The sequence below is a fragment of the Halomonas sp. KO116 genome (assembly GCF_000734975.2).
Classification (GTDB): Bacteria; Pseudomonadota; Gammaproteobacteria; order Pseudomonadales; family Halomonadaceae; genus Vreelandella; species Vreelandella glaciei.
Genome location: NZ_CP011052.1, coordinates 1,845,120 through 1,860,535, shown reverse-complemented (window position 1 = coordinate 1,860,535; position 15,416 = coordinate 1,845,120). Strand labels below are relative to the sequence as shown.

Genomic DNA, 15,416 nt, shown 5'->3' with positions numbered 1-15,416 from the left:
TCCTCAGCGTTACAGGTTATTCACGCGGTATTTTTCGCGGAAACGACGGATCATCAGTACAGATACCAGGTTCAGTGTGAGCGTCACCGCAAACAGCACCAGCCCCAGGGCAAAAGCTGACAGCGTTTCAGCACTTGCAAACTCTTGGTCCCCGGTTAAAGCCGCCACAATACGCACGGTCACCGTGGTCATATCTTCCAGCGGATTAGCGGTAAGATTGGGCCGCATGCCTGCCGCCATCACCACAATCATGGTTTCACCTAGCGCGCGCGACATACCCAACAGAGTGGCTGAAATAATACCCGGCAGAGCAGCAGGAATGACCACATCTCGTATGGTTTCCCCTTTGGTCATGCCTAATGCCAGCGACCCTTGGCGCATACTATCGGGCACAGAGTTGATCACATCGTCCGACAGCGAAGAGATAAACGGGATGATCATGATGCCCATCACGACACCAGGGGCGACGGCGTTATTATAAGAAGCGTCGAGCCCAAAAAAACCGGCGATATTGACGATAATCGGCGCTACCGTAATCGCGGCAAAAAAGCCGTAAACCACGGTAGGAATACCTGCCAGAACCTCAAGGACGGGCTTGGCAATGGTGCGCACGTTACGTGGTGCATACTCGGACATATAAATCGCGGAGAGCAGGCCGATAGGAACAGCGACCAGCATAGCGATAGCGGTAATCATAAAGGTACCGGCAAACAGCGGTACCGAACCAAATTCAGCCCCACTACCGTCTCCACGACCCGCTGACGCTAAAAAGCTCGCGCCTGGATTCCACGTGGTGCCGGTAATGAACTCCCAGAAGCTGTGCATTTGGAAAAAGCGCAGCGCCTCGGAAATAATCGAGAACAAAATGCCGAACGTAGTGAAAATCGAGATTAACGCTGCCCCGGCCAAGACCATGCGGATAACCCGCTCAATGGCCTGACGGGCGTGAAAATCAGGTTTAACTTGGTTAAGACTTACCATCAGCCCTATTGCTGCAATCACTAAACTCGCGGACAGCAAATAGAGCGTGGGGATATCGGCGCCCATTAGAAGCAGCACAAAAGCCCCCAGCGCACTCACTACCACGGCTGGACCAGCGGTCGAAAGCACGGTGAACCAGGCGTATTGATCTGGCTGAGCAAACATAGCCGTGCCCGCACTGCGTAAACGGGTGGCTTTTGAACGGCCAGCAAAAAACGCCAGCAACCCCAGCAGTAGTAACGCACCGCAAAAAATCAGAAGAAGCTGGTTAGTCTGCATCGAATTTCTCTCGCATTACTTAATGAAATCGTATTGGCGACTACTTTGGGGCACAAACATTACAGCAATGTGACAAACGCCAATTTATCGCTGTCATAAAATGAAAGGCCGACAGCTTACGCTGCCGGCCACTTTCATTTCTAACTTAACGACTTACTTAAGAACGTCTACTGACATTGTAGTGCGATCTGCTACAGCCTGACGCCACTCTTCGCGCTCTTCTTCAGGCAGAACGATCAAGCCGATATCTTTCAAGTAACCATCTGCGCCAATCATCATTTCGCTCATGAACATGTCGACGTAGTCAGCCATCGGCGGTACTTCTTCAGCGTGCTGGTTCTTCACGTAGAACCACAGTGAACGCGCCACGGGGTAGTCACCTGAGCTGATTGCTTCGGGCTCTGGCGCAACACCGTTGATGGTGGCACCGTTCAGGGAATCGGTATTCTCTTCAAGGAATGAGTAACCAAAGATACCCATTGCCCCGGTATCTTCACTCAAGCGCTGAACGATCAGGTTGTCGTTTTCGCCAGCGTCGATGTAAACACCGTCAGAGCGAATATCGGTGTAGCCTTCTTCGCCGTAAACATCCATTTCAAGCGATGCAGTTTCCAGTACTAGCTCTTCAAAAGCGTCACGGGTACCAGAAGTCGTTGGCGGACCATAGATGGAGATTTCACGGTCTGGCAGCGAAGAATCAATTTCGCTCCAGTTAGTGTAGGGGTTATCAACTAACTCACCATCAACCGGCACCTGGGCGGCTACTGCCATGAAAATCTGCTCAAGCGTCAGGTCAACAACATCATTCGTGTTGGACTGACCAAGCACGATACCGTCAGAACCGATTTTAGCTTCGGTGATATCGGTAACGCCGTTCTCTTCACAACGCTCAAACTCAGCGACTTTCATGCGGCGTGAAGCGTTAGTAATGTCTGGCGTGCCTTCGCCAATACCGTTACAGAACAGACGCAAACCACCGCCCGAACCAGTTGATTCAATAACAGGCGTCGGGTTGCCGGTAGTGGCACCGAACTCTTCAGTTACGTAGCTGGCAAACGGGTAAACGGTACTGGAGCCTACGATACGGATTTGATCACGGGCTTGGGCAACACCGGCAACGCTCATTACAGCAGCCGCGATAACGGTGGTTTTTAGAATACGGTTCATGCGAAAAACTCCTGTTCATGTAGGGATCTAACCTTCGCAAGGCATACCTTGCACTGGTTCCATGACAACTTCATGACAGTGAGTAATACATGAAAGAATTTTTGCTACGTGAGGAATTCGCTTTCGTTTACAGCAGTAAACCCAGTGCCGCCAAGGTACACAATGCTAGCGAAGCGCCTTGCAGTAAACGTCTATCCAAGCGATGAGCAATGGCGTCCGCCACTGCATTACCTACGAGTACCGCAGGGAGAAAGGTAAGGGCAACCTGAAAATGCCAGAGCTGAATCTGATTAGCGAAGGCGAGAGTCATAATGGTCAGCATTGAGGTCAAAATGAAAAAGGCCGCCAGATTTCCCCGCACCCGATCAGCAGGCAAGCCGTGCATCAATATCACCATGGGCGGGCCCCCGATGGCAGCAACGGTGCCAAAGATACCTGACAACACACCGGCGCCGAATAGCGTTACTCGATTAACCGGCAGTTTAAAGCGGCACAACGTCACCAGCACAGCAAACAGTACGATGATGGCGATTAGCTTTTCTAACAAAAACATCGGCGCGGCGAGCAGCAGCCAAATACCCAGCGCATTGCCAGGCAGGCGCCCCACTAACGCCATGCCAATGGAATCCAGACGCACCTCATGCCAATAGTGACGCACCATCATTAACGAAACGGTAAAGCCAAACAGCACTAAAATGACCGGCACCAATCGTGGCTCAAGCATCAGCAGCAATGGTGCTCCGATCACGGCCAAACCGAAACCGGTTGCCCGCTGAACAAAGGCACCCAGTAGCAGCACGGCTGCGCAGGCTAACCAAGTACTCATCGGCATATTGACCCAAGCCAACATGCTATCCATCACTGCTGCTCATTCTTATTGCTCATGCCTACGACTCATCCCTGTGAATCACTTATGACGGGCGCCTTGGTTAATTTGCGTACGCCGATATTTCCCAACAAAGCGGCGCCCAACATGGTCAGCACCATTGGCCATAGATGCTCAACTTCAAACAATCCGACCATCACCCCCGCGAGAGCACCACAGGTAAACTGGATGCCGCCTAACAGCGCCGTTGCAGTAGCGCTAATATGACCAAAATGATCCAACAATGAAGAGATTGCGTTCGGGGTAATCAGCCCAATCATGCCGGTGAACAGCATAATCAGTGGCACAACAACCATGAGTGACGCGATATTTAACGCCGTCACTACTACTAACCCTAGCGCTGCCGCTAACTGTATAAGCAGCCCCAAGCGTAGATTTTGCTGTGGCGTGCGTTTACGCAGCAGGTGAATATTGACGCGGTTGGAGAGCGCAATGACCAGTACGTTGACACCAAACACGAGCGGATAGGTACCTGGCGATAGACCAAAATAGTCGAGATAGAGAAACGGCGAAGCGGTTACAAAGGCAAAAAGGCCGGCAAAGGAAGCGGCTACTGCGCAGATATAGCCCATCCCTTCACGATGTTTGAGCACGCTGGCGTAATTGCGAATAACCTGCCGCGGTGACGCCGCAGGAAGCGACATATCGCGAGTTTCAGGCAGTCGCGTTCCTAACAGCCAGAGCAAAAAGCCTGCGTAAACCGCTAAGAATACAAAAATTAGCCACCAACCGGCAATATGTAGCAGCAGGCTGCCCACGGCTGGTGCCACCAGCGGCGCCAGCATCATAATCATCGCCATGGTGGACATTACTTTAGCGGCCTCGCGCCCGCTAAAGCAGTCGCGTACAATTGCCGCCGAGTTGACCACGCAGGCCCCGCCCCCCAGCGCTTGAATAAACCGCCAGGCCAGCAGTGTAGGCAAGCTGTCGACCATCGTAATAGCCAGGCTTGCCAGCATAAACACCACCAGCCCGCCCAGGAGTACAGGCTTTCTGCCCATGCGATCCGAGAGCGGCCCAAAGCAGAGCTGGCCCAGCGCAAAACCAAACAAGAACACGCTAATGGAAAGTTCAGTGCGATGAATGCTTGCGCCGATACTTTCGGCGATGATTCCCATCGCAGGTAGGTAGGCGTCGATCGCAAAGGGGGCAAGCGCCGTGTTGGCGGCAACTAGCAACGCTACGCGGCGGGGATTAAGATGCATGGGTCTCCTTACGGCGATAACGAACGCGCGGGAATAGATAGGCCGCTAATCATAGCCGATTTTAAGACACTTGTCGGGGCTAAACGCTATAGACACAGCGCTATCGCAGTAGGTGAAAACGATGAATCACTCACTGCGATAGCGTGAGGAAAGTCAAATCAGATTAAAGGTGAATGCTTATTGATGTGTGGCGGCGTCTTGCGACTCAAGCATGTCAACCAACGGCTGAAACTGCTCGCGATTATGCTCGTTCATATGCATCAAAATACGATGCGCTTCGAGGATGCGGTCACGGAGCCCCACCTCATCGGCAGGCTCTTCAGGTAACTCTTCGAGAGCATCGTTAAGCGTTGTGGCTTGCTGAATAGGTGCTTCCATCAGAGTGAAAAAGCGCGCAAAACCCATCACGTCAAGCATTTTTCGAACGTCATCATTATCGACAATAATGGTCGGTGGCTGCTCTAAGCGCCCTTTTACTGCCATTGCCACCTTAGCCAAGAAACCCAGCGCAGTTGAATCCACGTTGGTGGCCTCGCGCAGGTCAATCAGTACGGCACGCAACCCCGGTGTCTCAGCGAGACGTTGGGCTTGGGTATCGAGTGTCGCGCAAAGCGTTAAACGCACATCGCCACACAGCTTTAAAACAAAAACACCAGAATCGAACGCCGCTTTAATGCGGCCTTCTTCAATCAGCATGACCAAATCCGCTCACCATCATGATTGTTAGATCATCGGGTAAAGCATCGCGTTCCTGGTTAGCATCGAACTCTGCATCCCCTTCTGCAAGGAGAGTATTGGTCTCTGCTAGCCGGTCGCGCAACTGCTCAAGCGTGACACTCTCGCTTACTAATTGCTCAAGCTCCTTGAGCCGCGTGTCGAGCGTTTTACCCGGCAAGCATTCCAATACACCGTCTGAGCAAAGCCATAAACAAAAGTCGTTCGGCAACGCACAGCTTAGCGAAGGATACTCCACATCGGGGAAAAGGCCTACCGGCATTCCTTCGCCTTCAAGACGTCTTAGCTCTCCTCCTGCTGCTAAAAGCGGCATGGGAAGCTGAGCGCCGAGCGAATAGTGCAGAGTATGCGCCTCATGGTCAATAACCCCGACAAATAAGGTGGCATGTTTCCCTATATCCGTACCCTGCAACTCCCGGTTCATCGCCTTTAGCCAATCTGGCGGCAGCTTTTCCGGCTGCTGACCATCCCACTCACTCAGCCAACGATTACATAAATATTTGAGCAGTACGGTGACAAAGGCTGACGACGCGCCATGACCCGACACATCGGCAAAATAGAAGGCGCTATAACGCTCGTTATAGCGTTGATAGTCTAAAAAATCACCGGACAGATAGAGCGAAGGCGCAAATACGTAGTCGTAATAGACCCCATTGATGATTTTGGGTCGCAGCGGTAGTAAACGCCGTTGGATATGGCCGCCACTTTGCTGATCCATACGCAGTAGCGCTAAATGCGTCTCAAGGCTCTCATTTAACTCAGCGAGACGCTCGTGATCACGCTCACGCTCTAGGGCCAAATCATTTAGCTCGACGGCTTTACGGATCATTCGCCGCAGCAGTTCGGCATGGCGTAGAGGGTGGACGATATAATCCACCAGCCCAACGTCAATGGCTTTGATAAGGTCAGCATCCTGGCGCGAGTCACTCACAACCAGCGTTGGTAAGCGTCGCGTAAGCTGCGACCACTGCTGGCGCGGCACGGCTCTGGCATGCGCCACAATCAGCGCCGTATCTGCAGGCAAGTGATCGATGTCTTCAGCAGCAAATACCGACATACCGTCGCAGGTAATCGCTTCGGCCAACGCATCGCGCTCTCGACCCGGCTCGTCGATCACGGCGATCAACTGCTTAGAATGCTCCATCATAAGCCTCAATCGGCGTTATTTTCGCCACCAACGCCGTCTTCACCAGCGTCGCTATCTTCAAAGTCACTGTCATCAAAATCGCTATCATCAAAGTCGAAGGTATCGCTGGCAAAGGGGTCATCGCCCAACTCTCCATCGCTCACCTCGAACTGGCGGCTCTGTAAGTAAGCGTCACGAATAAAGCGGTAGCGATCACCGCGAATCAACTCCTCCTGGTCGAGCAACCCCGCTCGGGTGTCAATCAAGCTGAGCGCTGTCAGGCTTATGCGAACAGTGTCGTCCTCTACGTAGGTAACCGGATACGCGGCTATGTCAGCAGGTAAGCCCGTGGTATCACGTAGCGTACTGGGGCCTAAGAAAGGCAGCACCAAGTAGCGTGAATCATCCCAGCCCCATACCGCCAACGTTTGGCCAAAATCCTCTTTATCCGCGGTAACTTCCATCAGCGTTGCGTAATCTAACAACCCGCCAATGCCCACGGTGGAATTAATCAAAAAGCGCGAGGTAGCAAGGCCCGCATTAGCAGGCTTACCCTGGAGCACGCTATTAAGCGCGGTACGTACTTCGCCTAAATTGGAGAAAAAATTACCTACCCCTGTTTCCACCGGATCAGGGGTAAGCGTGCGGTAGCCTCTTGCCACCGGCTTAAGCGCGTAACGATCCAGTACGTCGTTGAACGCAAACACTTTACGGTTAAAGCCTTCCCATGGGTCGTCAGGGTTGGTGTTTTCTGCCGTTTGGGTACTGGCACAACCGCCGTTTGCTAATAACGCCACCAGCAGTAGCGGCAACCCTTTTGAGCGCCACGAAAGCGTTGTCTTGTCGTTACTTAACCACTGCCACATGACAATTTCCTTTTTACAATTCTGCAGCACGTTGACAGAAACCTACACCCGACGGATGACGACACTGCCCGCGCTATAGCCAGCTCCAAATGAACAAATCACGCCAATATCGCCCTGATTGAACTGCTCGCGATGGAGGTGAAAGGCAATAATGGAGCCTGCTGAGCTGGTGTTTGCATAACGATCTAAAATGATCGGTGCCTGGATTTCACTTGGGTCATACCCCAACACTTTACGAGCTATTAAATCGTTCATATGCCGGTTAGCTTGGTGCAGCCACATGCGTTTAAGGTCGCTTCCGTTTAGCTCCAAAGACGCCAGATGATCAGTGATCAATTTGGCCACCATTGGGCAAACTTCTTTAAATACCCGCCGCCCTTCCTGCACAAATAGCTTATCCAAAGCCAGCGGATCACTATCCGTCACGCGATTTAAAAAACCCGCATTGTTACGAATCGCGTTGGAAAATTTAGTGACCAAACGCGTACCGAGGATTTCAAACTGCTCATCAGCAACGGCAACAGCGCTATTTTCTAGTACCACAGCGGTACAAGCATCGCCGAAAATGAAGTGGCTGTCACGGTCTCGAAAATTAAGATGCGCTGAGCAGATCTCAGGGTTGACCACCAGTGCGCGCTTAACGCTACCGGAGGCTATCGCATTTGCCGCGATTTCCAAAGCAAACGTGGCTGAACTGCAGGCCACGTTCATATCAAACCCATAGCCACTTGTTCCCAGTGTTTGCTGCACTTCAACGGCCACGGCAGGATAGGCACGCTCTAGATTTGAGCAGGCAACAATCACTAGCTCGATATCAGCGGCATCCACTTTAGCGGCGGCCAGTGCCTGACGTGCAGCCTCGGTCGCCATCTCACACTGAAGCGAGGGCTCGTCATTGCCCCGCCGCGGCAGTTTAGGCCGCATACGCTGTGGGTCAAGGATGCCAGATGCATCGAGCACGTAGCGGCTCTTAATACCGGAGGCTTTTTCGATGAATTCGCTACTCGAGTGTGCCAGCGGCTCGCGTTCTCCTCGCGCAATGGCCTCGGCGTGCTGCTCATTCTCACCATCTACCCAAGCATTAAATGCCGCCACCAGGGCCGCATTATCAATGGCGTGTTCCGGTGTATAGAGTCCTGTACCGGTAATCACCACATGTGTCATGCCAATCTCCTTTAAGCGGCTTGCCGACGTGGCTGGCCATTGTTGGCTAGCGCATAACCTGCGACGAACCCATCACGTTACTGTGTGCGTAAAATAGCGCTTTTTCCAGCACCTTTTTCAACCACTTGCTAAACGCTGATAATCTCTTGCCAACGCTTTTCTAGGCGTTTCACCGATACGGGCATACGGGTACCCAACTGCTGTGCAAAGAGCGACACCCTGAGTTCTTGCAACCACCAGCCAAAGCTCACTAACGTCGGGTCTTCGACACTCCCTCGCCGCTCACTTTTTCGACGGGCGTCAAAACGGGCCTCTAATGCCTGAACATCCTGCATCATCATTTGATCGCGACCACGTTCACGAGCGGCTTTTTCGAGCCGAAGCAGCGCCGCCTCGGTGTAGCGTGGATATTCATCCAGCCACTCGCCCGCATCGCGTATAAACCCTGGATAAACCAAACGCTGCATTTGCGCACTAACATCGCTGTACACCAGCGCCAAGGCAAAATTGAGCTTACCTTTTAGCACCTTACTGACTGCCAAGTGCCCTTGCAGTGCGGCTTCCACCTTAACCAGCAATGCTTTGGCTTCTTCAACGAGCTGACTCTGAGTAGCGGTCAGTCGCTCACTGAACTCGCCTTCTGAGCGCGGCAGCGGGTGCTGAGCGACGACCTGGGTAAACACCGCTAGCAGCAGATCGTCAATCAGAGCTTGCTTGCTGCCTACTTTGGCAAATAGCAGCGCGCACTTCTCAACACCGGGCAGTTGCTTAATCGCTTTCACTTGCTCGGGTAGCTTGGCAATGCCCAGCCGGGCGATACCTTCCTGGTGGGCGGCATCCGCCTTCGCCGGGTGATCAAACAGCGCCACCTTAAATTCGCTGGCTTCGCCCCCCCTGGTTTCAGCGACCAGCGCAGGATACGCCTCAACACGAATGCCTGCTTGGGTGGTCACGCGAGAGGCAGGCAATGGCGCTTTAGGCAAGCCAGCAACAGCAGGTTCAGAACTCACCTGTTCGGCCAGCGCCTGGGCACCAGCGCTGGCGGCTGCTTCAAAACGCTGCTCTAAAGCGCGCAGATCACGCCCCTGGCCTAAGGTTTCGCCCGCATGATCCACCACGCGAATATTCATGATCAAATGCGGTTCGAGCAAATCCAAGCGCCAGTCGTCCGGATGCACCCGCGTTGATGTGCGGCGGCGAATAAATTCTCCTAACGCCTCGGTTAACGGGCGTTGATCAGGCACCAGGGTTTCCAGCGCGGCATCCACCCAATCGGGGATCGGCACTACCTGGCGACGAATGCTTTTTGGCAGCGACTTCAGCAACGCAATACACTTTTCGCGTAACAGCCCAGGTACCAGCCACTCCATTGCATGCACCGGCACCTGGGGCAGCATGGCGGCGGGAACGGTCAGGGTAATACCGTCATCCTCGGCTTCAGGGTCAAAGTGGTAGCTTACCGGGTACGCAACGCCCGCCAGAACTAAATGATCAGGATACTGAGCCTGGGTAACGTCATCAGCATCCCGTGCCTTAAGCGAATCAATATCGAAATGCAGTAATTGCGGCTCTTGCTGTTCGGCCTGTTTGCGCCAGTGCTCAAAGCCCTTGCCGTTAACGATCTCCGCCGGGATACGCTGGTCGTAAAAATCAAAAAGCGTATCTTCATCGACCAGAATATCCCGCCGCCGAGCACGGTCTTCCAGCGCTTCGACTTCATCAATCAGCGCGCGGTTATGGGCAAAAAAGGCCCCTTTGGTGTGAAACTCCCCTTCCACCAGCGCCCGGCGTATAAACAGCTCCCGGGACTCTTGGGGTGCGATTGACCCGTAGTGCACCCGGCGCCGCGCCACGATCGGCAGTCCAAACAATGTGACCTGCTCAAAGGCCACCACCTGGGCGCGTTTCATCTCCCAATGCGGTTCGCTGTAGCTGCGCTTAACCAAATGCTGCGCCTGGGGTTCGATCCACTGGGGGTCGATTTTGGCCACGGTGCGGGCAAACAGCTTGGAGGTCTCCACCATCTCAAACGCCATGATCCATTTGGGCGACTTCTTGGCCAATCCAGAGCCGGGGTGGATCATAAACTTGCGGTTGCGAGCACCAAGGTACTCGCGGTTCTCCACCAGCGTACCCAAATTGGAGAGTAGCCCTGAAAGCAGCGCCTGGTGGACTTTACCGGAGGTTTTACGTCGTGCCTGCTTAGCCTGCTCTTCGCTCTCTTCTTCATCACGTACAGGCGGCGCGGGTACGTCGATATCCATATCTCGCAGCAGTTGACGCAGCTGGCGGAAGGTATCGTGCCACTCGCGCATGCGCAGGTAGTTGATGTAGTGATCGCGGCACCAGCGGCGCAGTTGATTGCCCGACAGCGCCTCCCGGGCGTTCTCGATGCCGTGCCAGAGGTTCAGCAAGGCGACAAAATCTGAATCCGGATCGTGCCAGCGTTGGTGGGCTTGATCGGCGGCTTGTCGTTTGTCCGCAGGCCGGTCACGCGGGTCTTGAATGGCCAGCGCCGAGACCACGATCAGTACATCGCGCAGGCTGCCGAATTCGGCGCCCGCCAACACCATGCGCGCCAGGCGTGGGTCAATCGGCAGCCGTGCCAGCTTGCGGCCAAGTGGCGAGAGATGCTGTCGCTCATCGACAGCACCCAGCTCGAACAGCAGCCGAAAACCATCTTTAACAAAGCGGCTATCGGGGGGATCTACAAACGGAAACGCCTCAATATCACCCAGTTTAAGCCCCAGCATCGAGAGAATCACCGACGCTAAGTTGGTGCGCTGAATCTCGGGATCGGTAAAACCAGGCCGAGATAGAAAATCTTCTTCACTGTAGAGGCGAATACACACGCCCTCGGCGATCCGGCCACAGCGTCCCTTGCGCTGATTGGCGCTGGCTTGGCTGACCGCTTCTACCGGTAGACGCTGTATTTTGGAGCGGTAGCTATAGCGGCTGATACGCACCAGCCCTGGGTCGATCACGTAGCGAATGCCCGGCACCGTTAGCGAAGTTTCCGCGACGTTGGTGGCCAGCACGATACGCCGCCCTCGGTGTGGCGCAAACACACGATTCTGCTCTTCATTGGAGAGCCGAGCGTAAAGCGGCAGAATCTCGGTACCCTTTAGATCGGCACGGCGCAGAATATCGGCGGTTTCACGAATTTCACGCTCGCCGGGTAAGAATACCAGCACATCCCGGGGGCCATGCAGCCAGCCTTTCTCACGCTCAATAGCTTCGATCTCACCCACTGCGTGCAGGATTCCCTCTTGGAGCGTGCGGTCTTCCTCATCCTCGTCGTCACGTGTTAGCGGACGATAGTGCACTTCAACAGGATAAGTACGTCCGGTGACTTCCACGACCGGGGCGGGCGTTGTCGCAGTGCCAAAGTGTTTAGCAAAGCGATCGACGTCGATTGTTGCTGAGGTAATGATGATCTTCAGGTCGGGGCGCTTAGGTAACAAACGCTTTAAATAGCCGAGCAGAAAATCGATATTGAGGCTACGTTCGTGGGCTTCATCGATAATGATGGTGTCGTAGCGCAGTAGCAGCGGATCGTGCTGGGTCTCGGCCAACAAGATTCCGTCGGTCATCAATTTAACCAACGTACTCGGGCTGCTCTGGTCGGTGAAGCGCACCTGATAGCCTACTTGGTCGCCGATAGAGACCTGCAGCTCTTCAGCCAAACGCCCTGCAACGCTGCGGGCAGCCAGACGACGCGGCTGGGTGTGACCAATCAAACCGCGGCGACCACGTCCAAGCTCCAGACACATTTTAGGTAGCTGTGTGGTTTTGCCTGAACCGGTCTCCCCTGCCACCACCACCACTTGTTGATCGCGTATTGCGTTAACGATGTCTTCTTTGCGTTCAACTACCGGTAGTTCGGGCGGATAATTAAGCGCGACTTGCTGGGCTTCACGCAGGCTAAGCTGTTGCTGAGAGCGATCGAGCTCACGCTGCACTTCATCCAAACCACGGCTGATGGGCTTGTTGTCGCGCTGACGGCGGTATAAACCCGCCAAGCGACGCTCCAGCCGCTCTGCATCGCGCAGCATCACACTCCCAGCCGCCTGTTGCAGCGACGCGAGACGTTGGCTATCGGTGGGGGCTGGGGATGTGTCGGTGGTCACGATTGAGTCGGCTTCCATTCACTTGGGCATTTAACAAGAGACATTTAATTTTGAGCTATAAAAAATCAACCCGCTCAATTGAGCGGGTCTTATACAAAGTTTCTTAGTACAGTTCTATAGTGTAACGCTTTCAGCAGCTCGACGCCTAACCACAGCGCCGAGCCGTCATTTAACGGTCAGGTTTTTGAGGGTTCCTCATCACGCAGCTGGCGGCGGAGCACTTTGCCCACGTTGGTTTTGGGCAGCTCATCTCGAAACTCGATGATTTTAGGCACTTTATAGCCGGTTAGCTCTTTTTTGCACCAGTCACGCAGCGTTTTCTCATCAAGCTGGCTATTTTTGCTCACCACAAACAGCTTAATCGCTTCGCCAGCATTTTCGTCCGGCACACCCACCGCTGCCGATTCAAGAACGTCCGGGTGGGCAGCTACCACATCCTCGACTTCGTTAGGATAAACATTGAAGCCGGAGACCAGGATCATGTCTTTTTTACGATCCACGATGCGAATATAGCCATCATCCTGCAGCACGGCGATATCACCGGTGTGGAACCAGCCATCTTCATCAATAGAAACCCGCGTTTCATCTTCACGCTGCCAGTAACCCTTCATCACCTGTGGCCCTTGAACGCACAGCTCCCCAGGCTCGCCCATTGGCACATTATTGTCATCCGCGTCGACTACTTTGACTGCGGTACCCGCAACCGGCTTACCAATGGTGCCCAACTGAATCGCATCGGTGGGATTGAAGCTTACAATAGGTGATGTTTCCGTTAGGCCGTAACCTTCGGCAATCGGGCAACCGGTGGTTTGTTCCCAGCGCTGCGCCGCTGCTTTGGTGAGCGCCATACCGCCTGATATAGTTAGCTTTAGTTTAGAGAAATCGAGCTGTTTGAAATCGTCCCGATTACATAGCGCATTAAACAGGGTATTGAGGCCGATGAAAGCGGTGAATGGCAACCCTTTGAGCTCTTTGACAAAACTATCCAAATCACGAGGATTGGTGATCAACAAAGAGTGGTTGCCCGTTTCCATCAAAAATAAGCAGTTAACGGTAAACGTGTAGATGTGATAGACCGGCAGCGGTGCAATGATCAGCTCTTCACCATCGTTTAGATGAGGCCCAATGGCTTCGCGTGCCTGCAGCATATTAGCGATCAAGTTGCGATGTGTAAGCATCGCCCCTTTCGGCATTCCCGTAGTGCCGCCGGTGTATTGAAGCGCAGCTAAATCGTCGGGACTTCTCTTAACCTCAGTGTGATTTAGCGAGGCACCTTTTTTCAATGCATCGCGAAAACCCACCGCACTGGGCAGTGAATAAGCAGGCACCATTTTCTTAACGTGCTTGACCACTGCATTGATTAACCAGCGCTTGGGAACATCGTGTAAGTCGGCTAGCTGGGTGACTAAAACGTGTTTGATATCTGTTTTATCGAGCACTTTCTCCAGCTTGTCGGCCATATTGGCCAAAATCAAAATGGCTTTAGCGTTGGAGTCCTTGAACTGGTTGGCCATTTCCCGCTCGGTATATAGCGGGTTGGTATTCACCACCACCAACCCCGCCCGAAGCGCGCCAAATACCGCCACCGGAAACTGCAGTACGTTAGGTAGCTGGATCGCAATCCTATCTCCGGGGACAAGGTCGGTTTCGTGTTGAAGCCATGCGGCGAAGTCTGCTGACAGGCGGTCAAGGTCGGCGAAGGTTAGCGTTTTCCCCATGCAGGAAAATGCAGGTTTGTCCTTAAAACGTTCTACTGCGGTATGAAAAACATCCGTGACTGAATCATATTGATCCAACCCTTCAAGCGCTGGGCCACGTAAAACGGCGGCGTTGGCGTGTTCGCTCATGGGCAATCTCCGCTATCAATGTCGGCGTGCTCACCGACCTTGTTGTTGTCGCTAGGCTAATGTCGCAAAGTACAGGTGTCACAAAGTACAGACGCCCAACAATATACGACCCACGACAGGCTGTAAAACGATCGATTGAAACTTACGTTTCAACTTTAGCCCTAGTACTGGGTAGGTAAAAATCATGGTTCCTACCATTAACGTAAGTCACTAAGTCTATTATGGACACCCTTTATGGACAGTATCGCGCCTGGATTTCTCCATCCCGCCAAACCAATAGCTCTCCTGGCACCATACGTTGCCACGCTTCATTATGGGTAAGCGGCTCAGTGGCAATGACCGAAACGATATCGTCTGGGGTGGTGTGTTCGGCAAAATTTACCGTCATTTCTGCATCGGAGAGTTCCGCATCGCCAAAAGGCGCGCAGCGGGTGATGTGAGCCAGCTTGGTGGCGCAAAACGTATATAAATAGCGGCCATCCGAGAGCAGCATATTGAATACGCCCAATGCCCTGAGTCGCTCACATAGCTGATGCAACCGTTCCCACAACGTTGTGGGGTCTGCTGGCGGGGCAGGAAACTCGCGGCGAAGCTCACCTATTAACCAGCAGTAGGCGTGTTCGCTATCGGTGCTGCCAACCGGGGTGTAGTTTCCTAATGCTAGGCTTTCCCAGCCACTTAATTGGCCATTATGCGCATAGCACCAAGGTCGCCCCCACATTTCACGGGTGAAAGGGTGGGTGTTGGCAAGCTTTACGCCGCCCACATTCGCTTGACGAATGTGGCTAATCACCACATTAGACTTAATGGGATAGTCGCAAATTAGCCGCGCGATGGGGGAATCGACGGAGGGGTGGGGATCGCGAAAATCGCGGTAACCACCCTCTTCGTAGAAGGCAATTCCCCAACCATCGCGGTGGGGGCCGGTGCCTCCACCGCGGTGCAAAAAACCCGAAAAGCTAAAACAGATATCGGTGGGCACATTGGCGCTCATACCCAGCAGTTCACACATACGCTTTACACATGTTTT

The 15,416-nt window shown here is 53.5% G+C and carries 11 protein-coding genes; all 11 read right to left on the bottom strand.

Going from position 1 to position 15,416, the window contains the following annotated elements; genetic code table 11:
* Positions 1 to 9: 9 nt before the first annotated feature.
* Complete coding sequence (pstC, locus tag KO116_RS08560) at positions 10 to 1,260, bottom strand: phosphate ABC transporter permease subunit PstC (protein WP_008959511.1); 1,251 nt, start codon at positions 1,258 to 1,260, stop codon at positions 10 to 12.
* Positions 1,261 to 1,413: 153 nt separating this feature from the next.
* On the bottom strand, positions 1,414 to 2,427 hold the full coding sequence (locus KO116_RS08555; RefSeq protein ID WP_035563328.1) for a PstS family phosphate ABC transporter substrate-binding protein: 1,014 nt from the start codon (positions 2,425 to 2,427) through the stop codon (positions 1,414 to 1,416).
* 127 nt (positions 2,428 to 2,554) lie between these two features.
* Entirely contained in the window at positions 2,555 to 3,286 is a 732-nt protein-coding gene (locus tag KO116_RS08550; RefSeq protein WP_008959513.1) for a sulfite exporter TauE/SafE family protein, read from the bottom strand.
* A gap of 35 nt (positions 3,287 to 3,321) precedes the next feature.
* A complete protein-coding gene (locus KO116_RS08545; protein WP_035563326.1) occupies positions 3,322 to 4,518 on the bottom strand; it encodes a multidrug effflux MFS transporter in 1,197 nt (398 codons plus the stop codon).
* 177 nt (positions 4,519 to 4,695) lie between these two features.
* Positions 4,696 to 5,214 carry an STAS domain-containing protein gene (locus KO116_RS08540; protein WP_035563324.1) on the bottom strand — a complete coding sequence of 173 codons (519 nt, stop codon included), beginning with the start codon at positions 5,212 to 5,214 and terminating at the stop codon, positions 4,696 to 4,698.
* Entirely contained in the window at positions 5,204 to 6,397 is a 1,194-nt protein-coding gene (locus KO116_RS08535; protein ID WP_035563322.1) for a PP2C family protein-serine/threonine phosphatase, read from the bottom strand. The genes KO116_RS08540 and KO116_RS08535 overlap by 11 nt, the downstream gene beginning before the upstream one ends.
* An 8-nt stretch (positions 6,398 to 6,405) precedes the next feature.
* On the bottom strand, positions 6,406 to 7,245 hold the full coding sequence (locus KO116_RS08530; RefSeq protein ID WP_035563320.1) for an MlaA family lipoprotein: 840 nt from the start codon (positions 7,243 to 7,245) through the stop codon (positions 6,406 to 6,408).
* Positions 7,246 to 7,287: 42 nt separating this feature from the next.
* Positions 7,288 to 8,409, bottom strand: coding sequence for a beta-ketoacyl-ACP synthase III (locus KO116_RS08525; RefSeq protein ID WP_035563317.1), 1,122 nt, complete (start codon positions 8,407 to 8,409; stop codon positions 7,288 to 7,290).
* A gap of 128 nt (positions 8,410 to 8,537) precedes the next feature.
* Positions 8,538 to 12,557 (bottom strand): ATP-dependent RNA helicase HrpA, encoded by a 4,020-nt coding sequence (hrpA, locus tag KO116_RS08520; RefSeq protein ID WP_035563315.1) that lies wholly within the window; start codon positions 12,555 to 12,557, stop codon positions 8,538 to 8,540.
* A 158-nt stretch (positions 12,558 to 12,715) separates the two neighbouring features.
* Positions 12,716 to 14,386: an AMP-binding protein gene (locus KO116_RS08515; protein ID WP_035563314.1), complete on the bottom strand. Its 1,671-nt coding sequence runs from the start codon at positions 14,384 to 14,386 to the stop codon at positions 12,716 to 12,718.
* 232 nt (positions 14,387 to 14,618) lie between these two features.
* Positions 14,619 to 15,398 carry a class II glutamine amidotransferase gene (locus KO116_RS08510; RefSeq protein ID WP_035563312.1) on the bottom strand — a complete coding sequence of 260 codons (780 nt, stop codon included), beginning with the start codon at positions 15,396 to 15,398 and terminating at the stop codon, positions 14,619 to 14,621.
* Positions 15,399 to 15,416: the final 18 nt, after the last annotated feature.

Coding starts and splice junctions, on each gene's coding strand:
- KO116_RS08525 (WP_035563317.1), bottom strand. CDS start 8,409: ATGACACATGTGGTGATTACCGGTACAGGACTCTATACACCGGAACAC.
- KO116_RS08540 (WP_035563324.1), bottom strand. CDS start 5,214: ATGCTGATTGAAGAAGGCCGCATTAAAGCGGCGTTCGATTCTGGTGTT.
- KO116_RS08530 (WP_035563320.1), bottom strand. CDS start 7,245: ATGTGGCAGTGGTTAAGTAACGACAAGACAACGCTTTCGTGGCGCTCA.
- hrpA (WP_035563315.1), bottom strand. CDS start 12,557: ATGGAAGCCGACTCAATCGTGACCACCGACACATCCCCAGCCCCCACC.
- KO116_RS08555 (WP_035563328.1), bottom strand. CDS start 2,427: ATGAACCGTATTCTAAAAACCACCGTTATCGCGGCTGCTGTAATGAGC.
- pstC (WP_008959511.1), bottom strand. CDS start 1,260: ATGCAGACTAACCAGCTTCTTCTGATTTTTTGCGGTGCGTTACTACTG.
- KO116_RS08545 (WP_035563326.1), bottom strand. CDS start 4,518: ATGCATCTTAATCCCCGCCGCGTAGCGTTGCTAGTTGCCGCCAACACG.
- KO116_RS08510 (WP_035563312.1), bottom strand. CDS start 15,398: ATGTGTGAACTGCTGGGTATGAGCGCCAATGTGCCCACCGATATCTGT.
- KO116_RS08550 (WP_008959513.1), bottom strand. CDS start 3,286: ATGGATAGCATGTTGGCTTGGGTCAATATGCCGATGAGTACTTGGTTA.
- KO116_RS08515 (WP_035563314.1), bottom strand. CDS start 14,386: ATGAGCGAACACGCCAACGCCGCCGTTTTACGTGGCCCAGCGCTTGAA.
- KO116_RS08535 (WP_035563322.1), bottom strand. CDS start 6,397: ATGGAGCATTCTAAGCAGTTGATCGCCGTGATCGACGAGCCGGGTCGA.